Source organism: Spirosoma horti (assembly GCF_054776595.1).
The window spans coordinates 118,309-144,765 of the sequence record NZ_BAAHBQ010000008.1 but is presented as its reverse complement, the minus strand read 5'-3'; the positions used below and the strand labels follow the sequence as shown (position 1 = coordinate 144,765).

Sequence of the window (26,457 nt, the reverse complement as noted above, 5' to 3'; positions counted from 1 at the left end):
GCTTCTGGTTACGCTAAAATGTCTATCGATACAAATCATAGTGCTCACCCAATCTACTTTACCATCGTCTGTACATATCCGGTCCGCCACCGAGCAGGACGCTCCCGTTCTTTATGACTTCATCTGTTTACTGGAAGATAGCATTTTGGATGTGGATGCATTCAACGCCGTTTTCCAGCACAACTTTTTCAATCCAGACGTCCACTATCTGGTAGCCGAACGCGCTGGCGTTGCAGTCGGTTTTGTCAGTTGCCATGTACAGTACTTGCTACATCACGCGGGTAAAGTAGGCGAAATCCAGGAGTTGTTCGTTCGGCCCGAGGTTCGAAGTCAGGGTATTGGCCAACAACTCGTAGCGGCACTGAACACGTTGGCTCTACAGGAAAACTTTGTCAATCTCGAAGTGACGACCAACCAGAAGCGTCTCGATACGATCCGGTTTTATGAACGCGAGCTATTTATCCGAACCCATGTTAAATTAGTCAAACCCATATATACCTGATGCGCTTACTATTTTTTTGCCTGCTCTTCGCCACAATCACTCATCTCACCAACGGTCAATCGTCAAAGCCTGATGCCATACTCGAACGGCAACTCCGTTCGGCCCTGGCTGGTTTTCGGGGCGATGTCGGCATTTATGTTCATAATTTACGAACTGGAAAAACCGTCGCCATCAACGCCGACACCCTATTCCCGACTGCCAGTACAATTAAAGTCCCTATTCAATGTGGCCTGTTCGATAAGATTCATAAAGGCGAACTGAAGTATGGGGAGCCAATCGTTTATAAAGACTCGCTTCATTATGATGACGGGATTGTTGGTTCTTTGAAAGACGGGGCCAAGATACCGCTCAATGAGGTGGTCATGCTTATGGAAACCGTGAGCGATAACACGGGCAGCCTCTGGTGTCAGGCGCTTGCGGGGGGAGGCTCAGCAATCAATGCCTGGCTCGACGCCAACGGGTTTCACCAGACACGGGTCAACTCCCGAACTCCGGGCCGCGAAGCCAACCGAACCCAATATGGATGGGGACAAACGACCCCACGTGAAATGGCAGACCTGATGACCTACATTCGACAAGGCCGAGCGGTTAGTCCCGATGCCAGTGAAGAAATGTATAGAAATCTGGGACGTCAATTTTGGGACAATGACGGTTTATCCCAAATTCCGCCCGAGATAAAAACGGCTTGTAAGAATGGGGCGGTCAACCAGTCCCGTTCGGAAGTTGCGTTTGTACATGGCCCACATGGTGAATACGTCTACTGCGTTATGACCAAAAATCAGAAAGATGAAACCTGGGAGCGCACTAACGAAGGATTCGTTCTTTTACGTGCGGTCTCTGCAATTTTATGGCATCATTTCGAGCCAAAGTCGACTTGGAAACCAACGCCAGGTTATGAAAAGTGGTGGTAAACCAGTAAGCATCTATAGTAAAATAGCCGGTTTCTCTCGAGAGAAACCGGCTATTTTACTATACCTTGAGTAGTCTGAGCTACTTATTAATTCAAGAACTTCAACCGTAACTCATTCAACTGGTTACGAATTGACCCGTCGACCTGCCGATCACCTAAGCGCAACACATAACCACCAATCAGGTTTGAATCCAGCTTTTCTTCCAGCTCAACTGTTTTACCACCTGTCGATTGAAGAACCATTGCCTTGAATTTCTCCCGTTGGGAATCTGTCAGTGGCACTGTCGTTATGACGGTAGCCCGCTCAATACTCTTCAATTTATTGTACTGCTTGATGAACTGCTCGGCAACGGCATCCATGATACCTTCCCGATTTTTCTTGGCAATAATCTCAAAAAACGCCATCGTAACCGGGTTTACCCGATTGGTAAAAGCCGCTTTGATGACAGCACTTTTTTTCTCAGCACGAACGATTGGGTTCTTTAGCATCAACATCAGCGGACGGCTTTGGTCTACCGTGTTTTTGAAGAACTGCATGTCCTTATACATCGTCTCGGTCAGGCCTTGTTCCTGCGCCAGATCCAACAACGACTTGGCGTAGCGGGAAGCTACTGTATCAATAGCCATAGTCGGATTAGTTTAAGCGTGAATTAGAGACCAGATCTGTTACCAACTTCTCCTGCGACGATTTGTCGGCAAGCTCTTTACGAAGAACTTTTTCAGCAATGTCGAGGGAAAGTGTAACGACTTCTTTTTTCATTTGGGCGATTAACGCCTGACGCTCGTTATTCATCGATTCGCGCGCTTGCTCCAGAATCCGTTGCCCTTCGGCAGAGGCTTTATCGCGAGAATCGGCGATCATTTTATCGGCAGCTTCTTTAGCACCACGCAGGATAGTATCCCGCTCAACGCGAGCCTGGGCCAGCAGTTTTTCGTTGTCTGCTTTCAGAGCTGTCATTTCGAGCCGGGTTTTTTCGGCCAGATCAAGCGCGCTTTGAATATTATTTTCGCGTTCACTCAGGCTTTCTGTAATGGGTTTCCAGGCAAAAGCACGAAGGATGAGAAACAGGCCAAGGAAAACAACTACCTGCCAGAATAAAAGACCTAAATCGGGGGTAAGTAAGTCCATGCGTGTGAATTATGTATAAGTCGAATAAGTTTGGATTGAGTCAATCTTTTGTTAGAGAACGTTCGCCTGCCGGCAATCCCAAACGGGCGAACGTTTCCTAGAAATCAGGTGAGCAGGGATGCCGGTGCCTAATGCAACCAGCCTACTCGAATTTGGTGTCTGCCAGGGCTGAATTAAGCAGCGGTAGCAACAAGCAGACAAATTACAGCTGCGAACAGAGCCACGGCTTCGATAAGAGCCGCGATGATCAGCATGGCCGTTTGGATACGCCCAGCCGCTTCTGGCTGACGAGCGATACCTTCCATAGCGCTACCACCGATTTTACCGATACCAAGACCAGCACCGATAGCCGCTAAACCAGCGCCAATAGCAGCACCCATAACTGAAACACTACCCGTAGCTTCTAACAGCAGAGAAAACAACATTGCGAACATAGTAATCAAACGTATTTATTAGTAAAACAAAAGATTGCAAATTGATTGACAGTAGCGGCCCTTCAGAAAGAAACCATTACCGCAGGCGGTAACCTTACCCTAACTCCGACGTTGTGCCTTCGAAACCGATACCATGATCAGCCTCGTGGTGGTCTTCTACGGCACTACCGATATACATGGCGGTGAGCAGCGTGAAAATGAACGCCTGCAGAAACGCGACCAGCAATTCGATCAGGTTCAGGAACAATGTGAAGAACAGAACGACGGGGCTAATGGCCACGCTCGTTCCCATGCCACCCATGTTGTTGGCCATAAAAATAAGGCCCAGCAAACTCAGGATGATGATGTGACCCGCCGTGATGTTGGCGAATAACCGGATCATGAGTGACAAAGGCTTCATGAACACACCAACGATCTCGACCGGGATCATGATCGGCAGCAACGCGACCGGAACACCCGTTGGCTTCAGGATGTGCATCCAGTAATGCTTGTTACCACTGAACGTAACGATCAGGAAGGTGATAACCGCCAGAACCAGCGTAACCGTAATGTTACCTGTCAGGTTAGCCGCACCGGGCAGCAGACCGAGGAGGTTGTTCACCAGAATGAAGAAGAACAACGTCAATAGGTAGGGCAGATATTTGGTGTACTTAGGCCCAATGCTTGGCTTAGCAATTTCGTCCCGAACGAACAGGATGATCGGTTCCAGAAACGACTGAATTCCACTGGGAGCTTTGCCCTTATTTTTTGCATAACCCCGGCTAACTGCCGAGAAAACAAGCAACATAATAACAGCGCTCAATAACAACGACGCTACGTTCTTAGTGATCGAGAAGTTATAGACTTTCGCTTCGTGATCAACCTCGCCCGCTTCATTGACCCTGTGAATTTTGCCGTGTACATTCTTGTAGCCATTGTAAGTAGCTTCGTGGGCTAAGTTTGCCGAAGAAAAGACTTCCAGACCACGATCTTTAGAATACAGAATGACGGGTAATGGCAGCGTAACACCGTGGGCGAACTCCCAACCGTGATCGTCTTTAATGTGGTGCATGATCATCGACCCCACATCGAATTTCTTATTCGTGGCGTGTGCTTCGCCTTCCTGTTTGGCATGCGCTTCACCCTCGTGGTCATGCTCTTGTGCTTGTGCACCTACTAACGAACTCAGAATGAGAGCCGTTGCTAACAAAACTTTCTTAATAGTCGAACGCATCATATGATGTGACAGATCCATTTTACGAATCGCGTCGCAAGTTACGAGTAACGGTCCAAATCTCAAAGCCTGTATAACATATATATAGTACAAGAAAGTCCAAAATAAAGGTTCTGCGCTGTTCAATGTGGTTGAACAGAAAAAAACCAACCAGGGCCAGTCCCAGTATCAGACGGGCCACGGTTGCAGCCATATAGAGTGGTATAAATCGCTCCTGATTGTCCTGTAAACCAGTCTCTACCAGGCGATGCGTTAAAAAGGAGACACTCAAAAAAAAGAGTAGCAATACCTTCCAGCTTGGGTGTATCCAGGCTGATACCGAATATCGTTCGGCTACGAAAAATACAATTGCCAAAAAGGCAGTGAACAAAATAACTCGGATCATGCGGGGCAATTGTAAACCATTTTTAATAAGTAGAGGCCGGTAGAAATACCCTATCTTTTCGTCAATTGGCGAATAAATAGATAGAGGGAAGCGCCAATGGCTGTTAAGGATAAAACAATTGTCCAGACAGGCCGATGATTATTTTGCCAGGCATCCAATTTCATTCCGGCATAAACGCCCAACCCAATCGTACCCAGCATTTGAAAGGCAATGCCGCTAAACTGAACAAACGATGTCGTTTTCTCAGTGGTCTTTTTCAGAGAATCCTCGCTCTGAGACGGTTTATTCGGAGGATTAGGATCGGATTGGTCGGGGGTGTTTTCCATAGAATTCCTGCCTGTCATGTTATATACCATGCAAAATTCGTTAATTTGGGCTAAGGTTCCATATTATCAGGCCGACTGGTAACGTTTTAGTACGAGTGACCACGTGTTATTTTTCGAATGTCCCGCTATTTACGCACCATCTCCTTTCTCCTACTTCCAGCTGTTCTTTCTCTGACTGCTGGCCTGGTGTCATGCTCGCAATACAGTACAAAGCCTGTTAGTAAAGGGTACCATAACCTAACGGCCCATTATAATGCGTATGTGATTGCGCGTGACCAGATCAACCAGGCTGAACAGATCATTTTCAAAGCAAGACAGGAGAATTATAACCAACTACTTCCCATTCTGCTGCCCATCGATTCGATGGCTATGCAGCCAGTGAAGCCCCAGATCGATGACGCGATCAAGAAAGCATCTATTATTCCGGAACGACATCAGAATAGCAAATGGCTCGATGACGCCTATGTGCTGATTGGTCGTGCCCGTCTGATAAAACAGGATTTGCCAAATGCAATTGAAGTGTTCAAGTACGTTAACACGAAAGGAACCAACGAAAACGACAAACACACGGCATTGGTTGGGTTGATGCGAGCCTATGTGGAAGGCAGTGACTATACGAATGCCCTCAACGTGGCGGAGTACCTTCGCAATCAACCACTTAACAAAACCAATACCCGCGATTTTTACCTGACAAAAGCTTATTTACACGAACGGCAGGGAGAGTATGCCGTTGCTGCCGGTATTCTGGACGCTACATTTCCAGCACTAAAAAAAGGCGAGTCGACGGCTCGGCTCCACCTCATTGCAGGCCAATTATATGATTTGATTGGCCAGCCGGCTAAAGCCGTTGATCATTACCGCCAGGTTCTGAAATCCCGGCCTACCTACGACCAGTCATTTTACGCAAACCTCTATGCCATTCAAAGCAATGGTCTAACGGGTGATCAAAAGCGCATAGCCCAATCGGCCGAAACGTTCGAAAATTTACTTAATGATCGGAAAAACGTCGACCTGAAAGACAAGGTCTACTTCACCATGGGTCTGCTGGAAGCGCGCAGTGGCCGTATTGATAAAGCAATCAAGTATTACAGCCAGTCGATACAAGCGGCAGGCACCAATACGACCCAGGTGCCTTATACCTATTTAGAGATTGGTAAGCTGTATTTTGAGAAGAAATCCGACTACAACCATGCGAAAGTATATTACGATAGTGCGTTGGCACTTATGCCCAGACAATCGCCGGATTATGCGGCCTTACTGAATCGCAAAAAGATACTCGACGACTTTGTTCAGTACAAAACGACGATACAAACCGAGGATAGTTTGCTGGCCTTATCTAAATTAGATGCCGCAGCCCTGGATCGCGTATTCGACAGGACCATTGCTCAACGAGAGAAAGAAGACAAAGCCCAGGCGGCTCTGGCCCAGCAGATCATAGACCAGGCCACCCGAGGTGGTGGTACGTCAATGCCGGGTGCAACAAACTCAAACCTACAACCGGCCGAACGTTGGGTACTCTACAACCCAATTGCTTTAAGCCAGGGAAAGCAGGAATTTGCGGTGCGGTGGGGCAACAGACCCCTCGAAGATAACTGGCGCCGGAGCAATAAAGAATCATCGGGTGCCATTGCGGCTGATAACAGTCCGCTAAATGGTGCATCGCCTGCCAACGCCGTGAATCCCAATGCTCCTTTACAGCCAGCAGATGCCAGTGTAGGCGGGATACCCATAGCCTTAAATAGCCCTGTTGCTACCCAGAAAGCGCAGAAAGACGCGATGATGGCCAAAATTCCCTTTACAAAAGAAGCGCAGGCTATAACGAACCAACGCATCGAGAATGCGTTGTATAAGCTGGGCAAGCTGTACAAATTTGAACTCAATCAGCCCGTCGATGCGATTCCAACGTTTGAACAACTCTTAAGCCGCTACCCGAATACGCTTCAGAAACCGGAAGTTTACTATCTGTTGCATCTCTCCAATGAACAACTAGGGAAAACGTCTTCCTGGAAAGATAAACTGCTGGCGGAGTATCCCAATACGTCCTATGCCCGCTTGACGGGAAAAGTAGCCGCTCAGACAACCGATTCGGAAGCGCAGGCGCTGAAAACATACACCACCATTTATGAACTTTATAAGGCAAATAACAACGCCGAAGCGCTCACGCGTGCGGAGGCAGCGCTTGGTAGTTTTGCTGGGAGCCAGCTAGAAGATAAGCTGGCTTTATTGAGGCTCATGTTAGTGGGCAAAGTGAAAGGCGTGGATGACTATCGTCAGGCAATGAATGAATTCATTCGGGACTATCCGGGTAGCCAGCTCTTACCCCGTGTGAAGGAAATGCAGGCTGCTGCTGATCTGCTGACAGCGAAGAGAAAATAAGTTTATAGCTATAACTTGAGGTTTCAGGCGCTAGGTTTCGTTATTGAAAAGAGGCACACTGAAATACTGATTAAAAAATCGAATGATTGACTTTGCTCCTGGTCGTTACCGGAAGATAATCCGAAGCCTATGGCGATTCTCGCTTTTAGGCATTATTCTGTTAGTCTTGTATGTTCTGGCAGTCAGCTACAATTTTTTGTGGCTCTTCGGCGGCATGCCTAGTCTGAAAGCCCTTGAAAATCCTAAAAGTGAAGAAGCGTCTGAAGTATACACGGCCGACCATCAACTACTCGGGAAATATTACGTCGAAAACCGTACACCCATCGAGATTTCGCAGGTATCGCCGAATGTAACTTCGGCGCTTCTGGCTACGGAAGATGCCCGCTTTGTGAAACATTCCGGCATTGATCCACGATCCTTGTTTCGGGCGGTGGGCGGTTTCCTTACCTTCAAGGATGCATCCAGTTCAGGCGGAGGCAGCACACTGACGCAACAAACAGCAAAGAACCTGTTCGATACCCGCCAGGAAGAACTACGGGGCGTATTGGGCTATATTCCTGTTGTTGGGCTGATCATCGCCAAAACGAAAGAATGGATTCTAGCTGTGCGTTTGGAGCGAAACTACACCAAACAGGAAGTGATGATGATGTACCTCAACACGGTTTCGTTTGGCAACAACACCTATGGGATCAAAACGGCCGCTAAAACCTATTTTAGCAAGGAGCCCTGGAATCTGAATGTGGAGGAGGCCGCGTTGCTGGTCGGTATGCTCAAAAACCCTACCTTCTATAACCCACGCCTGTTTGAAGATCGCACGAGAGACCGGCGGAACGTGGTGCTGGGCCAAATGAAGAAGTATAAACTCCTATCACAAGAGCAGTTCCTTACATATAAGAACAAGCCCCTGAAACTTGATTTTAGCGTCGAGAACCAGAACACCGGCATGGCCGCTTATTTTAGGTCCGTTATCCGGGATGATATTAAAAAATGGATACGCCAGTATAATGAAGAAAACCCAGGCGCCGACCTAGACCTATATACCAGTGGCCTGAAAATTTATACTACTATTGATTCCCGCATGCAGGCTTATGCCGAAGAAGCCGTCATGACCAACATGCGCGATCAACAAAAGAAGTTTTATGAGCACTGGCGGGGTCGCAATCCATGGGTACAGAAAGACCCTCGTACCAAAAAATACAAAGAGATTCCGGGCTTTATCGAGTCGGTGGCCCGCCGAACGATCCGCTACAAACAACTGAAAGCGGCTTATGGTGATGACGAGAAAGCGATCTGGCAGGAAATGCGCAAGCCTATAAAAATGAAGGTTTTTGTGTATGGTGGCCGACGCAACGATAAAGATACGACGATGAGTCCGCTGGATTCGATTCGGTATTACAAGCGGCTCCTCAATACGGGCTTTATGTCTATGGACCCTCGCTATGGCTATGTAAAAGCCTGGGTTGGCGGTATCAATTTCAAATACATGAAATTTGACCACGTTCGCCAGAGCCGACGCCAGCCGGGGTCTACTTTTAAACCTTTTGTGTACCTGACTGCGATGGATCAGGGCTTCGTAACGCCCTGTAGCCACATTACCGATCAGCCAACCGTGTTCGCGCATGGGGAAGATAATAACAATGGACCGCCGTGGATGCCGAAAAACTCAACAGGGCGGTACAGTGGACAGAGTTTATCCCTGCGGGAAGCATTGGGCCAATCGATCAATACGGTCAGTGCCCAGTTGATCAAGAAGACCCGGGCAGCCGCCGTTATCAACTATGCCCACGATATGGGTATCGAGAGTAAAGATTTACCTGATAATCCAACGTTATGTCTGGGCACTGGCGATGTGTCAGTCTATGAGATGGTATCGGCTTATTGCGCTTTTGCCAACGGAGGTACGCGCGTTCGCCCCATGATGCTCATTCAGATTACGGATAAGAACGGAAACGTATTGAAAAACTTCACCCCGGATGCCAAGCAGGTGATCAGCGCCAATCGGGCTTACGAAATGCTGCACCTGATGCGGGGCGCTGTCGAAGATCCGAACGGAACTGCTCAGCGGCTACGGACCCAGTACAAACTACTAGAGGGTGGTAACGAGATTGCGGCTAAAACAGGAACCACATCCAACTACTCAGATGCCTGGTTCATGGGGATGACGCAGCACCTTGTTTCGGGGCTTTGGGTTGGTGGCGATGACCGACCAATTCACTTCAGAAACATTGAATTGGGGCAAGGCGGTCGGCTTGCTATGCCAGCCTGGGCGATGTACATGCAGAAAATTTATAATGACCCGACATTGACCCAATATCGCCCGGAACCCTTCCGAAAACCCAACAACTTTAAAATTGACTGTGGTGGCTATCATATCGATTCTTCCCAACGGTATATCCCGCCGAAAGTAGTGCCGGAAGGAGAAGAGGAAATCTTACAATAAATCAGTCAGGCCAGCGATAAGCTGGCCTTTTTGTTCGTACTGGAAAGCAACCTTTAGTTTATGTTGCTTGTTTTATAGTACTGAATCCTGGTAATAAAATCATAACCAGTAGCTGACCCGAACGATCAAATTTGTCGTATGCCCGAATTCGATTATAAAACAGAGTTAAGCAAAGTTCCGCATGAGCCCGGCGTCTATCGGTATTTTGATGCTACGGGAGAAGTCATTTATGTTGGGAAAGCGAAAGACCTCAAAAACCGCGTCAGTAGCTATTTCACAAACTCAAAAGGACATGACCGGAAAACGCTGCGCCTGGTTAGCCAGATTCGAAAGATTGAGTTTACCATCGTCCACACGGAGTTCGATGCGCTGCTGCTCGAAAATCAGCTCATCAAACGATATCAGCCAAAGTTCAATATTCTGCTGCGGGACGACAAAACGTATCCTTTCGTCTGTGTTACAAATGAGCATTTCCCGCGTGTTATAACGACCCGGCGGATCGACCGGAAGCAAGGCACCTTTTATGGGCCCTTTGCCAACCTGAAGCCCATGTACACCGTGCTGGATATGTTTAGCCAGCTATTTACTATCCGCACCTGCAATTATAACCTCGCTCCGGAAAATATTGAAGCGGGTAAATATAAAGTATGTCTGGAATACCACATTGGTAACTGCAAAGGCCCTTGCGAAGGGAAACAGGAAGAAAGCGATTACAACAGCGATATTGAGCAGATTCACCATATTCTAAAAGGGAATCTTAAACCCGCACAGGAGTATTTTAAGGATCGTATGGTCGAAGCAGCCAATGATCTTGCCTTCGAACAGGCGCAGAAATACAAAGAAAAAATGGACGTTCTGCAACGGTTTCAGAGCAAATCGACCGTTGTTAATCCAAAAATTGCCGATGCCGATGTGTTCTCTATTGCTTCCGACGAGTCGGCCGCGTACATCAATTTCATGAAGGTGGTGAATGGCACGATCGTTCAGGCGCATACGGTGGAAATCAAGAAAAAGCTTGACGAAACGGACCCTGATTTGTTAGCCATGATGATTGTCGAGTTCAGGAACCAGTATGGCAGCCCCGCAAAAGAAATTATTTGCAATATTCCCCTTGACGTTGACTTGAAAGCGGAAATAACGGTTCCGCAGATCGGCGATAAAAAGAAATTGCTGGACATGTCGTTAAAGAACGTACTCTACTTCCGACGCGAACGACAGGAACGGACAGCCGCTGAAGCAACTGCCAACGCCAGCAAGAAAGACCGTGTGCTTATTCGACTTAAGCAGGATTTACAGTTAAAAACGCTCCCAAACCGAATCGAATGCTTCGATAACTCCAACATTCAGGGCACGAATCCAGTATCGGCCATGGTCTGTTTTATTGGAGGCAAACCGGCGAACAAAGAATACCGACATTTTTCTATAAAAACCGTCATCGGCCCCAATGACTTCGCCAGCATGTATGAAGTCGTTACCCGGCGTTATTCACGCGTTCTGACCGAGGATACGGGTCTACCTGATCTGATTGTTATTGACGGCGGTAAAGGCCAGCTGAGTGCTGCCTGCGATGCGTTGAAAGCCCTGGATTTATACGGTAAAGTACCCATTATAGGGATTGCCAAACGGCTGGAAGAAATTTATTTTCCCGAGGATAACCTCCCGCTTTATATTGACAAGAAATCAGAGTCGCTCAAACTTATTCAGCGAATTCGGGATGAAGCGCACCGTTTCGCAATCACCTATCACCGCGACAAACGAAGCCGGAATAGTTTGATCAGTGAGTTAGAAAATGTAGAAGGTGTTGGGAAGAAAACGGCGGCCAAACTTCTCAAGCATTTTAAAGGTGTTACAAAAATTCGGGAAGCCTCTCTCGATGAAGTAGCCGAAGTTGTTGGCAAAGACCGCGCTGACAAACTAAAGCAATACTTCGACGCCATTGAGCAGTAGCAACCTCTCTTGTATGTCAATCATGGTCAATAAAAAAGGCATCTGATTCGTTCAGATGCCTTTTTATTAACTTAGCCATTAGCAAACCAGTCTTAATATTCCCACAGACCGTGCTCGGTTTCCATCAACTCATATTCTGTTTGATACGATTTCAGCAAGCCTTCGCGGTCACCGTACATACCAACAAGATCCGTATCGCCTGGGTTAGCTACTTTCGTAATCCGGCCGTAGAATAACCGCAGATCAAACGCGTCAGCCAGGTTTTTATGCTGGGCCTGGTTTTGTGGGTTATACCAGATAAATTTCTTCGGATCACTACGGAACAGCTTGTCCAGATCTTTGTACTTGAATGAGGCAATTGGTTTTTCGTAACCAGCCTGGTTTTTATCAGCCGGTAGCAGCAAAGTCACCGTCTGCATATCATAATACAAGCGTGACCGTTTGCGGTCAAAAATCCAGTCTTCTTTTACTTCAAGAATATTCAGTTCTTTCGCAAAGTACTCATCTCCGGAGAAAGCCGGGGCTGCTGCAACCGTGTCTTTTTTGACTTCCTCAATAACGGGCGCAGCGACAACTTTACCTTTCTTACCTTTCTTAGTACTGGCTACAGATTTTTTCTTCGGTGCTCCCCAGCCATCGTCAGCTGGTTGTGCAGCAGCCTTTTTAGGAGCTCCCCAACCATCGTCAGCTGGTTTCTTTTTGTCTTTGGCAGGACCGCCCCAACCATCGTCGGCACCAGCTGTTTTACCATCTTCCGTAAAACCAGCTGCTTTTTCCTCTGCAGATAAGCCGCCACCGGTGTTAGGAATCAGCATGTTTTCGTGAAATTTCTCGGCTGATATTTTTGTCGTACACGAATCATTCGCATAGGCATCGATCAGTCCGGCTTTCACAGCATCAATCAGGTATTTGGATATCTCGTTATTCTTTGAGAACATCGACTGATTTTGTTTCTCCTTCAGGTCTATCCGACGCCAAAGGGTCTTCTTCATCATGATGTCATTTTCATTAATGGCACGAACAGAATTTGCGTTTACGCCAGTGTTCGCCTTTTCCTGAGCCAGGGCCTCCCCTCCTACCAGTGCCAGCGCAGCTACGGCTAGCACACCAGCATATCCTATCGTTCTATTTTGTGTCATGGCTACTACTTGTTGTCAATTCAGTTAGTTAACGGCCAATTGACCGCTTTAGTGCATTAATAGAGCGAAACCTGACGGAGTAAATTACCCATTGGTACATCGCTAACTTCACCTCTAAAGTTCTGACGTTGTACACCTTCCACTTGAACGACAAGCCGGTCACCAGGCTGTGCTTCAGCCGCCAACGAAGCGATAGAGCCACCACCAGCACCAATCGTTACGAACGTAACCCGTTTTGTTCCGCGCACCAGCGAAACAGTAGCGCCTGTTGTACGGAATTTAGCATCATCGGGAGAATAAGCCGCAAAGCTAGGGTCAGCAACAGCCTGAATCCGAATACTACGGGCTGACGATACAGGAACACCACGAGGATCATTCGTGTTTGTACCTCCCACAAACACCTCAATAGTCGGCCGGGGTACTTTATTAACCCGGAAACGCTCAGTCCCTAACAGACTTCCTGAGTTACTAACATTTAAGGAAACGCTCGCGGAACTTGGTACGACGGTAATCTTCCCTTTCTCTCCCGACTGTATGACGGCGGCTCCATCGGCCGAGAAACTTGGATTCCATAAAGCACCTAGCTGTGGGCTCTGAATGCTCAGTTTATTGGCACAACCTAAGTATAAAGGAGGCATCGTACCTGTTTCAACTTGATAAGATGGTTTCGCAACGTAATATTCAGCGGATAAAGGAACTGTTTTTAATCCCGCTGCCGTCTGGTAAGCGATCGATCCGGTCAATGTCCGGCGCGCCAGGCCATTTTTATCGTAAGCACCACCCTGAGCGGTGAACTCAATAAGACCTTGTCCATCCTGAACCCGAACGGCTCCACCATTCAGACTCATCCGGGGCTGAATGCCCGACGATGAAGCAGCCAGAAACATTTGGCCTTTAAACTTCGTACCCGCCACAACAACCTTCGAGTCCATGCTAAGCATAGCGATGATCTTATCGAACTTAACGTCTTGCGCACCAACTTTACTAGCTAGTACGTCCAGCACTTCGCCTTCGAGACGACGAACGTCGGCTTGTTTCTGGCTCAATACAGCCAAGGCGGCTGGTACGGGCGTTTGAGCAAAGTTTAATTCAGCAAAATCTTTTCTCTTCTGGTCCGGAGAAAGGCTGGCAATAGGATCGTCCTTGCCATCAAGTGCCATTGGCGCATACTTATTGCCAGAAAGCCGGGACAGGTTTTCCGTGTATTTATTCAGCTGATCTTTTAGCTTGAAAGCAGCCCCATTCCGGTTTGTACCGATCATGAGTTGAGCAACCGATTCCTCTTCACTTAAGTTTTTGATGTTTCCGGATTCATCACGGCCACCACTTTCTGTTACAATCTGATCTTTAAGCTTATCAAGCTCACCGCTCATGTCAGCCGTTAGTTTCCGTACTTCGTCGGCTTGCTTCACAATGGCTAAATCGGCAGCCCGGTTACCAGACTTTTCAACAGTTGCCCGGATATTATCAAACGTAGATTGGTTTACCTTACTTACAGCGCCGGTCGACTGCTCCAGACTGTTGTTAATTAAAACGAATTTCTCCAGAATGGCCGACGTGACTTGCAGAGCCAGTAATGCGGTCAAAACCAGATACATCATCCCGATCATCTTCTGACGGGGTGTCTCTTTTGTGCCTGCCATAAACTATGGTAGTAATAATAAAAAGTTGTGGAAAGACCGCCGTAGCGGCTATATAGACAGTTGAGGCAAAGTAAGGATAACGTTGTCAGTTACGGACGTTTAATTCAGTATCTGACAACGCTACACTAAATAATAAATCTTCTTAGTTACCGCGCATAGCAGTCAGCATGCTGCCATAAACGCCATTGAGTGAGGCTAAATTACCAGTCAGTTTAGCTAGTTCGTTCTTAAACTGCTGCGTATCCCGGCTGGCGTCACTCATATTTTCCATTGCGGCCGACAAGCTGCCATAGAAGGCGTTCATAGCCTTCAGGTGCTTATTGGTATCCTGTAACTCCAATTCATATACGGCATTCAGTGCACCCATATTCTTGGTTACTTTCTGAAACTGATCGCGGTAATCTTTAGCGTCCGTTGTAGCATCTGCCATTGAGTTCATGGCTGTAATGGCTGTGCCGTATGACTTGTTCATTTCACCAATCGAGTTCGAGGCCGATTTGACGTTACGTGCATAATCGTTGGTAGCTACAGTGGCGTCCGTCAGGTCGGTTAACTTCGATACCGTTTCGTTCAGATTGCGAAACCCAGAGCCTAACCGTTCGAATACGTCGGGTGTCACTTTCGCCTGAGCCAGCATTTGGTCCATATTTCCGGTCAGGCCATTTGCCTGCGGAGCTGGTTTGCGGGCTTCTCCTTTATAATCGTCAGCTAATTCGGGATAAACACGTTCCCAGGCATAACCATCATCCGCTGTAGCAGGCATGGTAAAGCTCTGAACAGCATACAGAATAAATATAACTACTTCAGTTAGAAGGCCGGCGGTTAAGAGCCAACCGAATTGTTCATTGTGGGTAATTTTGGCCCAGGCTCCGGCAATGACGACGGCTGCTCCGGCACTATAAATAGTTGGTACTAAACGATCCCAAAAAAAACTTGAGGACTTTGCTGCTGCCATGATAAACTATTGTTGGTTGGAATAGGTAATTAACTCAGGTGGGTACTGTTTTATTGTACACTGAAAAATGTTCAACGTTTTGCTCTCGCTTACGCTTTTTTAGCCGATGCTTTTTTAGGCGCTTTGCTCCTGCCACCACCAACCCGTCCGGAAGCCGTTCGGCCTTCCAGGTTATCCATAACACACCGGAAACCAATGTAGGAGCGTTTCTGGTCTTCGTATTCGTAATAGCGGGTACCTGTTTCCAGATAATAGGCAATATCTTTCCAGGAGCCACCACGAACTACTTTCCGTGGCTCATCGGCATTCTGATTGTCCGGGTTCATATCCCAGACAATAGCATTGGTATTGTCTGCATACGCATCGCGGCACCATTCGGCGACGTTTCCGGCCATATTGTACAGGCCATAATCGTTCGGATTATAAGCCGTTGCTGGCGCTGTATATGGGTAGCCATCTGCATCAAAGTTACCGCGCTGTGGTTTAAAGTTAGCGAGATAGCACCCTTTGCCATTCGCTACGTATGGGTTACCCCATGGATACTTAGCGCCGTTTTTACCACCCCGGGCAGCCCACTCCCATTCCGCTTCTGATGGAAGCCGGAAACCAAACGATTTGTAACCGCCATCTTTTGTCCGGAAGTCATCGAGTGTGTTGGTACGCCATTTACAGAAATGCTTCGCGGCAATCCAGCTGACACCAACGACAGGATACGTATCAAAAGCGGGGTGTCCATAATAATGCTCCAGCATCGGATCCCCATTGTGATAGGTAAAGTCGTTTTTCCATACGGTTGTATCGGGATAATATTTTGACATAATCTCCTCTTCGCCCAATGTCGAAACGGAGTCAGCCAGCAGGGCATTTACATATTGCCGATACTCGTGGTTCGAGATTTCAGCATCGTCCATATAAAACGAACTAATTGTTACCTGCCGGTTCATGTTGATTTGCGTGGCGGCCACATCTTCATCGGCCTGCCCCATTATAAACGAACCTGAGGGCACCAGGACCATGCCATAAGGGGTCGGTTGTTTCCAGCCTTTACGCCCGGTAGCTGTGATCTCACCGTTTGTAACGCCTACTTCTCCCCCTTTGCCACCACTACCGCCAAATTTTGACTTCAGAAAGCCACAACCTTGCATTAGCAGTACTACTGCTGCGCCCATCACCAACCGGGTTGCGTTGACTGTTAACCAGTTATACTTCATCATTGTCGAACTTTTACCTTCTTCTTGTGCGAGACCAGACTAAAAACGAAAATCTGTTTGGTTATTGTATGTTAAATTCGGGTTCAACGTATTTTCTCTGCATCATTTTTGTGCGAACTAGATATTTACAATCAGAACTCCGGCAATTCCCTCAAAAATAAGCGTACCATTGCAAACTGCCTAACAAGAATACTGCCAAAAAGGCACTTTGCTCTCAACTTAAGCAAGAAATTAATTACTCTATGGACTATCTAGTAACGGAAACGTGGTGTTCTGATTATAGGCTTTTTGCGAACATCAGGAGCTGGTAGTGCGTAGGATAAAAGAATTTCGTGCGATGTCGGACTTTTTACCTGACTGCCACTCGTAACGATATCCAAGGCGTAACCAACTCTCAACGCGTTATTTCGCATTAAGTTTATTCCGGCTGTGACCATTATGGCGTCTTTTAACCGATAGCCCAGACCCGCCCATATCCGATTGTCATAGGTTCCCAACAGATTCAACGCAACCGTAGACCCCGGCAGACCTGCAGCAGTACTGTACTGTACCAATATGGATGGTTGTAAATCAATGTTGTAACCCATTCCGAGTCGGTAGCCTGCGGTTAAATATGCCTTACTATCTGACGGGTCTGTAAACCGATCGGTTACATAACTGTATTTGGCCTTGTTTAAGTGTGTCATACTCACACCCAGCCAGTAATCGGTCGTATTATAATATACGCCTGCCCCAATGTCTGGTTTAAACTGATTGATTCGACCACTAGGCAGCAACGGATCACCGGGATCGCCGGGGCGAAATTGATTGAAATCGTATCCTCTATTAAACATACCAGCCTGAACACCTATTGCCAACGTTCCATTTTTCAGCGCGAGCCGATAGGCATACGATAGCTGCACGGCTTGATTGATAGATGGGCCGTATTTATCATTCAGTGCATAGATACCAATACCGCTCTTGATTCGGGCCAGTGGCATATTGAACGATAGCATTTGGGTGCTTTGCGCGGCACTCTCGTCGCCAGTTCCACTGGTCTGATAACCCAGATATTGTGTCCGCTGCGTGATTTGAATACGCGAAACCCCTTCCGACCCGGCAGCGGCCGGGTTATAATAGAGCGGGTTATACATATACAAGCTAAATTGCGGGTCCTGCTGAGCAAAGGCGGTTGGAGCAACAATCGTTAGCAGGACAAAAGCAAAAACGTAGAGTGTGCGAATCATACGACCTGACCAAAATTCAGAACAACGGGTTATCAAGTAAACCAGCGTTCCAGTAAACAATATCACAGTTTACAACTAAACGCCTGTAAAGCCAAATTATTTGGCTTAAATAAAGGCTAAATGCCGGACGTGAGGCTATTACTCGCTTCCGGCATTTAGCTTTTGGTATAACGGCTATGTTTTATTGATTGTTGGCCTTTTTTAGATACAGGTCCAGGGCACCTGTCATGGATGGCGCATTCGGCAAAGGCGCTTCAATATCAAGCGTCAACCCTGCTTCTTTGATCGCTTTGGCCGTTGTCGGACCAAAAGCAGCCATACGGGTACCATTCTGATTGAAGTCAGGAAAATTGCTCAACAGCGAGCTGACGCCCGATGGGCTAAAAAAAGCGATGATGTCGTAACTCTGGATATCAAGGTCTGATAAATCGGTGGGTACGGTATCGTACATGACGGCCTCCGTAAAGTGAAGCCCGCTCGTATCCATAAATTCTGGAATATCGTTCCGCCGGATGTTTGAGCAGGGAAACAGGAACTTTTCGTTCTTATGTTTCTTGATCAAATCAAATAATTCGGAAGCTGTCTTTGTGCCGTTGAAGATTTTCCGTTTCCGAATGACGATGTATTTCTGGAGGTAGTTGGCTGTTTGCTCCGAAATACAGAAGTATTTCATGTCGGCAGGCACTTCAACTCGGCCTTCCTGGCAGATCCGGAAAAAATGATCAATGGCATTCCGGCTGGTAAAAATAATGGCTGTATGTGCCAGTATATTAATTTTCTGCCGCCGAAAATCCTTAAACGACTCGCCCTGAATCTGAATGAAAGGCCGGAAATCAATTTGAAGATTGTACTTGCTAACTAAATCAAAATAAGGAGATTTCTCGTCGGCCGGTCGGGATTGGGTCACTAACATCCGGTTTACTTTCGTGAGCCGGTTTTCGGTGGATTGCATGCTGGGTTCGTTCATTGAATCTCTACTGGGTTCAACAGCCAATTTTCTCCTTCGAAGCGTCTAGAGACACCTAAAATTGAATATGGCTTACTTATCACTGACCACTTTTTATCAAAGCGCAAAGCGCAAACCGATTATGAGTGGAATCAATTCAACGATACAAAGGTACGAAAATAAATAAAGATTCTTGATAGGCTCCAAGCTTCGGATCACAAGGTAAAGCAGGAATAGACGGGCTAAATAGAACCCGATCAGGGGCAAAAGCAGCATGTTGGGCACCCACACAAGCATGGGCGCATTAAACTGAATGATGGATAACAGGAGCGCCAGCACCGTGAAAAACAACAACGATGACTGAAGTATCTTAAAGTAGTGAACATGGATTATGTCCTGCAGCTTATATAAACCACCCATCACTTCCAGCAAAACATACTTCCCGATCAGGCTTAAAAAAACGACCCCGCTCACCAGAAAAAATTCACCAATGAGCCAGCCAATATGCTGTTCACCAAGCAGTAATGTACGCGAAGCAAAGACATCGAGGTTCCGACTTTGTACGAAAATGATCAGGTAGCCAACAATAAAGCTGAGGTTGAGGGTGAACAGCATGTTTGTGCTACTCAAAGGTCTGTTTATAAGAAATGACTCTTCCTGCGCCCGAAAAGAAATTAAATCCTGAAAGCTGTAGAACCGCAAAAAAGCCCGATGATAGAGGGCGAACAGACAGGCGTGGGCTGCCAGCAAAAACAGCAGGCCCAGACTCAGAAAATTATCGTAAATCGTTTGTGGGCGGGGCCGAACGCTCAGATTGTCGTCTCCCAGCACGACCTGTTTCTGGGTCGCCGACTTTGGATACCCGATAAGTACCCGCTTGTCGTCCAGACCAGGTGCGCCATAAATAGTAAGGAAAATTTCGGGTTGACGATACACGCGATATAAACTGTCAATGCTGAGTACTTGCCACCGATCGGCGATAAGTTTACGCTTGAGCGCAGCATTGATGAATAAATAGCCGTCCCGTCGGGTAGAAATCAGCAGACTATAATGCCGGTTGCTTTCCAGATCAACATAAGCACTTAAGGCTGTCTGGCCTGCATGTTGTTCAATTATGTATGGAATATAGGCCTTTGCCCCTTCGTCATACACCTGAAAATCGTCGCGAAAATCGTGAATGGGATAATACCGTCCTTCAGGACCAACGCCCGTAACGCGGGGCTGGGCCATGGCCAACGACAAAACGAAAAGCGAAAGAATGAACGAGTGAAAGAGCAATGCCGGATGGATATGTACCCAACTTGGCGTATACTTTTTCACTCGCTCATTCTTTCGCTCGTTCACTCTCTTATTTTCCTAATGCTTTCAACATCGTGTCACCAATCAAGGCGGGCGACTCCACTACGTGAATGCCACACTCCTGCATGATCGCCATTTTAGCCGCTGCAGTGTCGTCGGCTCCGCCAACAATAGCGCCTGCGTGGCCCATACGACGTCCTTTTGGTGCCGTCTGGCCAGCAATAAAGCCCACAACGGGTTTACGATTGCCATCGGCCTTGATCCAGCGAGCCGCTTCAGCTTCCATGCCACCACCAATTTCACCAATCATAACGATAGCTTCCGTATCGGGGTCGTTCATCAGCAATTCGACTGCTTCTTTCGTTGTCGTCCCGATGATGGGGTCTCCTCCAATACCAATCGCTGTCGATTGGCCTAAACCGGCTTTCGTCAATTGATCGACCGCTTCGTAGGTCAGGGTGCCTGATTTAGAAACGATGCCGATGGTACCTTTCTTGAAAATGAAACCCGGCATGATCCCTACTTTACACTCCTCAGCCGTCATGACGCCGGGACAGTTTGGGCCGATCAGCCGAACGTCTTTATCAGACAGGTAATTTTTTACGGCTACCATGTCTTCCGTCGGAATACCTTCTGTGATACAAATGATCACCTTGATACCCGCTTCGGCGGCCTCCATGATGGCATCGGCCGCGAAAGCCGGTGGCACAAAAATAATGGAAACATTGGCGCCTGCCTGCTCGACAGCCTGCTGAACCGTGTTAAATACGGGCCGGTCAAGGTGTGTCTGACCACCTTTACCAGGTGTTACACCCCCAACAACGTTGGTGCCGTATTCAATCATCTGCTGGGCATGAAAACTGCCTTCCGAGCCGGTAAAGCCCTGGACGATAACTTTGGAGTCTTTGTTGACTAAAACACTCATGACGGTTTGTAAATCGTTGGCGATACGGTTAATGATAGAAAAGCCTGCCCGACAAAAGAGAATGCGTTTTGTGACGAGTCACCTTCTTTTCTGTTTGGTTCAGTAGGCTTATTCCACTTAAAAAGTTGGGCAAAAGTAGCCGAAACTTCGTAAATTACGTGATGATTTTTTCGCACATCCTTTCCGGCTCCATTCTGGCCGGGGCGGGCGTCGGAGTGTTCTGGCACTTTTTTGGACGCATTTCCCTGTTTAACCGGCTGCTCTGGGGTTTCTTTTTACTGACAACCTCCGTAGCAGCCCTCATTGGCGTCCTTCATTTTGCCGGTAATGAGTCTCTCGAACCGCTCCATCGGTCCATGATCATTCTGACTGATTCACTGGGGGTTGTGTGCGTTGTTACGGCAGTTTATGCCCTGCTGAACCAGCAGACGCTTACGCTAATGTCCTTTATATCGACAGTACTTTTTGGCTTATTTTTATTCATAAGTCTGCTGCTGCCCGATGTTCGCGTATTTACGCCTATTGTGCCCTCTATGGGGATTTTAATACTGATGCTGCTGGCCGTTTTTTCACTTCTCCAGCGAAACAAACGTGGACTTTGGGTCGTTCTGGCCGCCATGATGATGGGGTTGGCCACAAAAGCCGACTCATTCGATGGCTTCATTCACCCAACGGATTTCTACCATTATGCCACCACGCTGGCCTTGTGGTTTTTTGGGAAGGCGTCTGACTGGCGGGCCGGAGCCAGTAAATGAGAATAGGTAAACGACCTGGCTCAAATAAGTGTGAAAAGTTGCCTAACGGGTTAACCAATCCGTTATCAAACCAGTTACTCAATCACTTATTTCTATTACCTATACTCAACGAACGTGGATTTATTGGAATTAGCTCACGACCCCATCGAAACGGCCAGGGCGGCCCGGCTGGTTTATATGAGCGATACAATGCCGGGCATTAGCCGTCAGCCGTCGAAGGATCAGTTCAATTATGTCGATGCGAAGGGCAAAGCCATCGATGATCCCGATACGCTGACGCGCATCCGTAGTCTGATATTGCCGCCCGCCTGGCAAAATGTCTGGATCAGTCCTAAAGCCAATGGGCACTTGCAGGCAACCGGCATCGATACCAAAAACAGAAAGCAATACCGCTACCATGCTAAATGGAATGCCATCCGAAGCCAGACCAAATTCTTTAGAATGGTGGCTTTTGGCGAAGCCCTGCCCCTGCTTCGTGAACGGCTGGCGAAAGACCTAAAGAAACCGGAGCTTACGCGCGAAAAAGTGATTGCCATTGCCCTCAGCGTGATGGAGCAAACCCTGATTCGGGTAGGCAATGCAGCCTATGAAAAAGAATACGGCTCGTATGGCTTAACGACCCTTAAAGACAGACACGTGAAGCTGGAAGGCACAGAGGCTCGCTTCAGCTTCAAGGGCAAAAAAGGCATTTACCATGACATTACCCTGCATGATCGGCGGTTATCCCGCCTGGTAAAAGCATGCCGCGACATTCCGGGCAAGGAGCTGTTTCAATACTTCGATGAGAACGGCGATCGACACCCGATCGACTCGGGTATGGTAAACGCTTACCTGCATGAAACCATGGGCGACGATTTCTCAGCGAAAGATTTTCGCACCTGGGCCGGTACCGTAAACGCCCTGCGGCTCCTGGCCGAACTGGAGCCCTGCGAAACCGACAAGGAACTGAAGAAAAACGTGAACACCGTTTTAGATGAAGTGTCTCATAAACTGGGCAATACCCGCACCGTTTGCCGGAAGCACTACGTCCATCCGCAGATCCTGGAAGCGTACGAATGCCAGGATTTAAACCCGTATATCAAACAAAAAGCCCGGTTTAAACAAAGTAGCCCGTATGGACTCGACGGCATCGAGAAACTACTGCTCAAGTTTCTGAAAGATCAGATCAAGAAAACGGTTGAAAAATAAAGTGAGTCGGTGGACTATGGATCAGGCATTTCTAGCTCCGTCGTTCACCGACTCACTTTATTTTTTTGCCTCCGGCGCATTATCCTTACGGATTTTAAGGCCCCGGTTCATGGCCCATTCTTCCGCTTTGGCCGTGGCAATGGCAATTGCGCGTTGTTCTTCTGTACCTTCTGCCAGCAAGGCGTTGGCGATATCAATGGCTTTGTTTCGAACCGGTGCCATAAAATTCTTTAACGAGGCCGGATATTCTTTCGTTGTCCAGGGCATATAGCTTGCGCGTTAAGGAGTTTACATCAATTGGTCTGGCCGACCACTTTGTTAACCAATTACTGTACAAGCCGATTGGACGAGTTATCTAGCGGCCAAGTTCCTGCGTGATGGTGCTACTTAACCGCAGCAGTTCGATCTCGGCCGTTTTGGCATTGAACTCGGCATCGATCAACCGAAGCTGGGCATCCAGCAGATTACGCTGCACATCCCGGAAGCCAACGGCGGTCAGCGTTCCCAGGCGATAGCGATCATAGGCGATGTCTACGTTTTGGGTAGTAATCTTAAAGTTTTGAATCTCAAGCGATAGCAGTTGTAAATTGGTTTTATACTGCTGATACGTTTGCGTCAGGGCCAGATCAAGTTGTACGCGCTGGTCGTTGGCCTGATATTCAGCAGAGAGTGCATTGGCAGCAGCCACTTGATTCAACCGACGTTGGTTGAAGCCATTAAAAATGGGCACCGATGCCTGAATCCCATACGTGAAACCGTTGTTTTTGGCCGTTGCCACGGTCGTGTTCCCCCCCTGGTTGTTGGTGCTGGTGTACGTATAGCCCGACAACAGGTTTACGGTAGGGAGCTGTTGCGCCTTCGCTAATTTTATATTCAGATCAGCCACGCGCCTGTTCAAGACGGCAGCGGCCAGCAGTGGATTGTTGTTAATCAGTGACTCGCGCAGTTGTTCGAGCACGAGATTGGAACGGACCAAGATGGTATCCCGCACGGCAAATTCAGTGGCCGGGTTGCGGACCAATAAGGTATTCAACAGGATCTTCGCATTTGACAAAGCTAGTTGCTGCGCAATAAGGGCGGCACTGTCTACATTGTAGTCGACCTGAGCCGTCAGGTAATCTACTTTCGAAAAGCTACCGACTTCAAAATTAGTCTTGGCAAGGTCAAGGCGGTATTGCGATATATCCAGCGCTTGTCGTACGGCCATCAAACGTTGTAATTGGCGTACAACATCGTAATAGGCTGACGACACATTAGCTACCGTTCCTTCAATATTGGCTCGGGTGTTCACCTCGCTGATCCGCACAAGTTCCTTCAACTGATCGAATACATGAAACGTAGCAAAGCCGTTAAAGATCGTCCAGTTAAAATTGATACCGACGGTTGTATTACGGCTGACAACACCAGGACGGTCAGTGGGTGATGTGGTTGGTACCAGATACGTCTGCCGTAAGTGCTGATTAGAATTGTTATTGTTCAGGTTACCGGTTAGGCTGGGCAACATACCCGCATATCCCAATGTATTATTATACACCGCTATCTGCTGCTGCGCCTTCGTTATTTTGATTTGATAATTCTGAGCAAGTGCCGTTTGAATAGCGTCAGCCAGCGTAACGATGTCTCCTTGTTGTATAACGGTGGAATTTCGGAGAGCACGTTGAATTGGGGTTTGGGCGGGTTGGGTTTGCTGCTGGGCCAGAGCCGAAAAAGGAAGGAAAGCTAAAAGAAGGTAACTGCTGAGTTTCATCGAATATAGGTTAACAACGACACGTATAACAAAAGTAAGAGAATCTGCGATTGACTCGGTAGCTTATTAACTTTGAGTTATCTTGCATTTTTCATTAAGTCTCCATTATGCACCGTTTACTGCTACTAATGTCTCTTATGACGGTCCTTTTAGGCTGTTCATCAAAAAAGAAGGCTGATCTGTTCGTAAAAAATGCCCGCATTTATACCGCCGATTCGAGTTTCGCCATTGCCGATGCGTTTGTGGTGAAGGATGGCAAATTTCTGGCCGTTGGCCAGGCCAACAAACTGGCCAGTGACTATGAGGCCGATAGTACGGCCGATCTGGGCGGGCAACCCGTTTATCCCGGCTTCTACGATCCCCACTCCCACTTCCTGGGCCTCGGCCAGGTGCTTACCCAGGCCGACCTGGTGGGCACAAGTTCATACGATGAGTTGCTTGACCGACTGAAGGCATTTCGCCAGAAACACCCGGAGGCTATGTGGCTCACGGGTCGTGGCTGGGACCAGAATGACTGGCCTGAAAAAACCTTCCCGACAAAAGAAAAATTAGACGCTGCCTTCCCCGATGTTCCCGTAGCGCTGATGCGGGTGGACGGCCACGCGTTGTTCGTCAATTCGAAAGCGCTGCGGCTGGCACAGGTAACGGCGGGCTCAAGATTGCCAGGGGGCGAAGTTATTCTTCAAAACGGTCAGCCGACTGGTGTTCTGGTGGATAACGCCATGCAATTAATCAAGCGCGTTATTCCCCAGCCCGATTTGGCGGATAAAGCCAATATGTTGCTGGAAGCGCAGAAAGTATGCATATCGCTGGGCCTGACAACCGTTTCCGATGCGGGCATTAGCCCCGAAGAAATTAATCTGATCGACAGTCTGCAAAAGGCGTCTAAGCTGAAAATTCGCGATTATGCAATGATCAGCCTCGGCGAACCGAACCTGAATTATTTTCTCAAGCGGGGCCCTTTTCAAACGGATCGACTAACGGTAAAATCGTTTAAACTATACGCCGATGGAGCACTTGGCTCACGCGGTGCCTGCCTGCGACGCCCTTATAGTGACCGGCCCCAAACGGGCGGCTTTCTGCTCCTCGGCCCGTCGGAGCTGGAGCGCGTGACCAAGTTGTTGTATGCGTCAAATTTTCAGGCCAATACGCACTGTATCGGCGATTCGGCCAATCACCTGATGCTTGACCTATACGGGAAACTGTTGAAAGGAACGAATAATCGGCGCTGGCGCATCGAGCACGCGCAAGTTGTATCGGCCGACGATTTCTGGAAGTTTGGTAAGTATTCTATTATTCCATCGGTCCAGCCGACGCACGCAACCTCTGATATGTATTGGGCTACCGAGCGTCTGGGGCCGATCCGGGTCAAAGGAGCCTATGCCTTTAAGGATTTGATGAAGCAGAATGGCCTGATTGCCTTTGGCAGCGATTTCCCCGTCGAGGCAGTCAATCCACTTTTTGGCTTTCATTCGGCCGTAGCTCGTCAGGATGCCAAAAACTTCCCGGCTGGCGGCTATCAGATGGAAAATGCTGTTGATCGTAAATCGGCTTTGCTGGCCATGACCCGTTGGGCCGCCTACGCCTGTTTTGACGATCACCTGCGGGGCAGTATAGCCGCAGGCAAGCAGGCTGATTTTGTCATACTCGACCGCGACATTATGACCGCGCCCAACCCACAATTGCGCCAGACGAAAGTAAAACAAACCTGGATTGGCGGAGAACGTGTGTATTAAAAACGGTAAGGTAGGTAAGCTATCG

At 48.0% G+C, this 26,457-nt stretch carries 23 protein-coding genes; 8 read left to right on the top strand and 15 right to left on the bottom strand.

What is annotated here, in order from left to right; all coding sequences use genetic code 11:
• Positions 1 to 40 precede the first annotated feature (40 nt).
• The gene (locus ACYVAM_RS24305; protein ID WP_461071924.1) at positions 41 to 502 is read left to right on the top strand and encodes a GNAT family N-acetyltransferase; all 462 of its coding nucleotides are present in this window, start codon (positions 41 to 43) and stop codon (positions 500 to 502) included.
• Complete coding sequence (locus tag ACYVAM_RS24300) at positions 502 to 1,413, top strand: serine hydrolase (RefSeq protein ID WP_461071922.1); 912 nt, start codon at positions 502 to 504, stop codon at positions 1,411 to 1,413. Before ACYVAM_RS24305 ends, ACYVAM_RS24300 begins: the two co-directional genes overlap by 1 nt.
• A gap of 86 nt (positions 1,414 to 1,499) precedes the next feature.
• Here the strand turns inward: ACYVAM_RS24300 and atpH are convergent, their stop codons facing one another.
• The 5 genes from atpH to ACYVAM_RS24275 form a co-directional block, all read right to left on the bottom strand.
• Positions 1,500 to 2,039, bottom strand: a complete 540-nt coding sequence (atpH, locus tag ACYVAM_RS24295; protein WP_461071920.1) for an ATP synthase F1 subunit delta — start codon at positions 2,037 to 2,039, stop codon at positions 1,500 to 1,502.
• A gap of 7 nt (positions 2,040 to 2,046) precedes the next feature.
• Positions 2,047 to 2,541, bottom strand: coding sequence for a F0F1 ATP synthase subunit B (locus tag ACYVAM_RS24290; RefSeq protein WP_461071918.1), 495 nt, complete (start codon positions 2,539 to 2,541; stop codon positions 2,047 to 2,049).
• Positions 2,542 to 2,714: 173 nt separating this feature from the next.
• Entirely contained in the window at positions 2,715 to 2,975 is a 261-nt protein-coding gene (atpE, locus tag ACYVAM_RS24285; RefSeq protein ID WP_461071916.1) for an ATP synthase F0 subunit C, read from the bottom strand.
• Between the two features lie 94 nt (positions 2,976 to 3,069).
• Positions 3,070 to 4,191, bottom strand: coding sequence for a F0F1 ATP synthase subunit A (gene atpB, locus ACYVAM_RS24280; RefSeq protein ID WP_046579690.1), 1,122 nt, complete (start codon positions 4,189 to 4,191; stop codon positions 3,070 to 3,072).
• Between the two features lie 432 nt (positions 4,192 to 4,623).
• The gene (locus ACYVAM_RS24275; RefSeq protein ID WP_461071913.1) at positions 4,624 to 4,899 is read right to left on the bottom strand and encodes an AtpZ/AtpI family protein; all 276 of its coding nucleotides are present in this window, start codon (positions 4,897 to 4,899) and stop codon (positions 4,624 to 4,626) included.
• Between the two features lie 117 nt (positions 4,900 to 5,016).
• On the opposite strand from ACYVAM_RS24275, the gene porW reads away from it, so the two are divergent.
• The 3 genes from porW (at position 5,017) to uvrC (ending at position 11,662) form a co-directional block, all read left to right on the top strand.
• A complete protein-coding gene (porW, locus tag ACYVAM_RS24270; protein WP_461071911.1) occupies positions 5,017 to 7,275 on the top strand; it encodes a type IX secretion system periplasmic lipoprotein PorW/SprE in 2,259 nt (752 codons plus the stop codon).
• An 82-nt stretch (positions 7,276 to 7,357) separates the two neighbouring features.
• On the top strand, positions 7,358 to 9,715 hold the full coding sequence (locus tag ACYVAM_RS24265) for a penicillin-binding protein 1A (protein WP_461071909.1): 2,358 nt from the start codon (positions 7,358 to 7,360) through the stop codon (positions 9,713 to 9,715).
• Between the two features lie 138 nt (positions 9,716 to 9,853).
• Positions 9,854 to 11,662: an excinuclease ABC subunit UvrC gene (gene uvrC / locus ACYVAM_RS24260; RefSeq protein ID WP_461071907.1), complete on the top strand. Its 1,809-nt coding sequence runs from the start codon at positions 9,854 to 9,856 to the stop codon at positions 11,660 to 11,662.
• A gap of 92 nt (positions 11,663 to 11,754) precedes the next feature.
• Here uvrC and porN read toward each other — a convergent pair whose 3' ends face one another.
• The 8 genes from porN to sucD form a co-directional block, all read right to left on the bottom strand.
• The gene (gene porN, locus ACYVAM_RS24255) at positions 11,755 to 12,801 is read right to left on the bottom strand and encodes a type IX secretion system ring subunit PorN/GldN (protein WP_461071905.1); all 1,047 of its coding nucleotides are present in this window, start codon (positions 12,799 to 12,801) and stop codon (positions 11,755 to 11,757) included.
• A gap of 56 nt (positions 12,802 to 12,857) precedes the next feature.
• Positions 12,858 to 14,444, bottom strand: coding sequence for a type IX secretion system motor protein PorM/GldM (gene porM / locus ACYVAM_RS24250; protein ID WP_461071903.1), 1,587 nt, complete (start codon positions 14,442 to 14,444; stop codon positions 12,858 to 12,860).
• A gap of 142 nt (positions 14,445 to 14,586) precedes the next feature.
• Entirely contained in the window at positions 14,587 to 15,399 is an 813-nt protein-coding gene (porL, locus tag ACYVAM_RS24245; RefSeq protein ID WP_046575433.1) for a type IX secretion system motor protein PorL/GldL, read from the bottom strand.
• An 89-nt stretch (positions 15,400 to 15,488) separates the two neighbouring features.
• Positions 15,489 to 16,613: a T9SS ring complex lipoprotein PorK/GldK gene (gene porK / locus ACYVAM_RS24240; RefSeq protein WP_461071901.1), complete on the bottom strand. Its 1,125-nt coding sequence runs from the start codon at positions 16,611 to 16,613 to the stop codon at positions 15,489 to 15,491.
• 248 nt (positions 16,614 to 16,861) lie between these two features.
• Complete coding sequence (locus ACYVAM_RS24235; protein WP_461071899.1) at positions 16,862 to 17,836, bottom strand: PorP/SprF family type IX secretion system membrane protein; 975 nt, start codon at positions 17,834 to 17,836, stop codon at positions 16,862 to 16,864.
• 181 nt (positions 17,837 to 18,017) lie between these two features.
• Entirely contained in the window at positions 18,018 to 18,803 is a 786-nt protein-coding gene (locus ACYVAM_RS24230; protein WP_460940094.1) for a uroporphyrinogen-III synthase, read from the bottom strand.
• Positions 18,804 to 18,899: 96 nt separating this feature from the next.
• A complete protein-coding gene (locus tag ACYVAM_RS24225; protein ID WP_461071897.1) occupies positions 18,900 to 20,126 on the bottom strand; it encodes a DUF4271 domain-containing protein in 1,227 nt (408 codons plus the stop codon).
• Between the two features lie 4 nt (positions 20,127 to 20,130).
• On the bottom strand, positions 20,131 to 21,006 hold the full coding sequence (gene sucD / locus ACYVAM_RS24220; RefSeq protein ID WP_461071895.1) for a succinate--CoA ligase subunit alpha: 876 nt from the start codon (positions 21,004 to 21,006) through the stop codon (positions 20,131 to 20,133).
• Positions 21,007 to 21,167: 161 nt separating this feature from the next.
• Between sucD and ACYVAM_RS24215 the strand changes: the two genes are divergently transcribed.
• Positions 21,168 to 21,761: a DUF6962 family protein gene (locus ACYVAM_RS24215; RefSeq protein ID WP_461071893.1), complete on the top strand. Its 594-nt coding sequence runs from the start codon at positions 21,168 to 21,170 to the stop codon at positions 21,759 to 21,761.
• A 114-nt stretch (positions 21,762 to 21,875) separates the two neighbouring features.
• The gene (locus ACYVAM_RS24210; RefSeq protein WP_461071891.1) at positions 21,876 to 22,949 is read left to right on the top strand and encodes a DNA topoisomerase IB; all 1,074 of its coding nucleotides are present in this window, start codon (positions 21,876 to 21,878) and stop codon (positions 22,947 to 22,949) included.
• 57 nt (positions 22,950 to 23,006) lie between these two features.
• On the opposite strand, the gene ACYVAM_RS24205 is transcribed toward ACYVAM_RS24210, so the two are convergent.
• Together ACYVAM_RS24205 and ACYVAM_RS24200 are read right to left on the bottom strand one after the other, a co-directional pair.
• Positions 23,007 to 23,216, bottom strand: a complete 210-nt coding sequence (locus ACYVAM_RS24205; protein ID WP_461071889.1) for a DUF2188 domain-containing protein — start codon at positions 23,214 to 23,216, stop codon at positions 23,007 to 23,009.
• A gap of 88 nt (positions 23,217 to 23,304) precedes the next feature.
• Positions 23,305 to 24,696: a TolC family protein gene (locus ACYVAM_RS24200; RefSeq protein ID WP_461071887.1), complete on the bottom strand. Its 1,392-nt coding sequence runs from the start codon at positions 24,694 to 24,696 to the stop codon at positions 23,305 to 23,307.
• A gap of 107 nt (positions 24,697 to 24,803) precedes the next feature.
• On the opposite strand from ACYVAM_RS24200, the gene ACYVAM_RS24195 reads away from it, so the two are divergent.
• Complete coding sequence (locus ACYVAM_RS24195) at positions 24,804 to 26,432, top strand: amidohydrolase (RefSeq protein ID WP_461071885.1); 1,629 nt, start codon at positions 24,804 to 24,806, stop codon at positions 26,430 to 26,432.
• Positions 26,433 to 26,457 lie beyond the last annotated feature (25 nt).

Coding starts and splice junctions, on each gene's coding strand:
- atpB (WP_046579690.1), bottom strand. CDS start 4,191: ATGATGCGTTCGACTATTAAGAAAGTTTTGTTAGCAACGGCTCTCATT.
- uvrC (WP_461071907.1), top strand. CDS start 9,854: ATGCCCGAATTCGATTATAAAACAGAGTTAAGCAAAGTTCCGCATGAG.
- ACYVAM_RS24290 (WP_461071918.1), bottom strand. CDS start 2,541: ATGGACTTACTTACCCCCGATTTAGGTCTTTTATTCTGGCAGGTAGTT.
- ACYVAM_RS24200 (WP_461071887.1), bottom strand. CDS start 24,696: ATGAAACTCAGCAGTTACCTTCTTTTAGCTTTCCTTCCTTTTTCGGCT.
- porW (WP_461071911.1), top strand. CDS start 5,017: ATGTCCCGCTATTTACGCACCATCTCCTTTCTCCTACTTCCAGCTGTT.
- ACYVAM_RS24195 (WP_461071885.1), top strand. CDS start 24,804: ATGCACCGTTTACTGCTACTAATGTCTCTTATGACGGTCCTTTTAGGC.
- sucD (WP_461071895.1), bottom strand. CDS start 21,006: ATGAGTGTTTTAGTCAACAAAGACTCCAAAGTTATCGTCCAGGGCTTT.
- ACYVAM_RS24235 (WP_461071899.1), bottom strand. CDS start 17,836: ATGATTCGCACACTCTACGTTTTTGCTTTTGTCCTGCTAACGATTGTT.
- porN (WP_461071905.1), bottom strand. CDS start 12,801: ATGACACAAAATAGAACGATAGGATATGCTGGTGTGCTAGCCGTAGCT.
- porL (WP_046575433.1), bottom strand. CDS start 15,399: ATGGCAGCAGCAAAGTCCTCAAGTTTTTTTTGGGATCGTTTAGTACCA.
- ACYVAM_RS24275 (WP_461071913.1), bottom strand. CDS start 4,899: ATGGAAAACACCCCCGACCAATCCGATCCTAATCCTCCGAATAAACCG.
- porM (WP_461071903.1), bottom strand. CDS start 14,444: ATGGCAGGCACAAAAGAGACACCCCGTCAGAAGATGATCGGGATGATG.
- porK (WP_461071901.1), bottom strand. CDS start 16,613: ATGATGAAGTATAACTGGTTAACAGTCAACGCAACCCGGTTGGTGATG.
- ACYVAM_RS24215 (WP_461071893.1), top strand. CDS start 21,168: ATGATTTTTTCGCACATCCTTTCCGGCTCCATTCTGGCCGGGGCGGGC.
- ACYVAM_RS24230 (WP_460940094.1), bottom strand. CDS start 18,803: ATGAACGAACCCAGCATGCAATCCACCGAAAACCGGCTCACGAAAGTA.
- ACYVAM_RS24265 (WP_461071909.1), top strand. CDS start 7,358: ATGATTGACTTTGCTCCTGGTCGTTACCGGAAGATAATCCGAAGCCTA.
- atpE (WP_461071916.1), bottom strand. CDS start 2,975: ATGTTCGCAATGTTGTTTTCTCTGCTGTTAGAAGCTACGGGTAGTGTT.
- ACYVAM_RS24300 (WP_461071922.1), top strand. CDS start 502: ATGCGCTTACTATTTTTTTGCCTGCTCTTCGCCACAATCACTCATCTC.
- atpH (WP_461071920.1), bottom strand. CDS start 2,039: ATGGCTATTGATACAGTAGCTTCCCGCTACGCCAAGTCGTTGTTGGAT.
- ACYVAM_RS24205 (WP_461071889.1), bottom strand. CDS start 23,216: ATGCCCTGGACAACGAAAGAATATCCGGCCTCGTTAAAGAATTTTATG.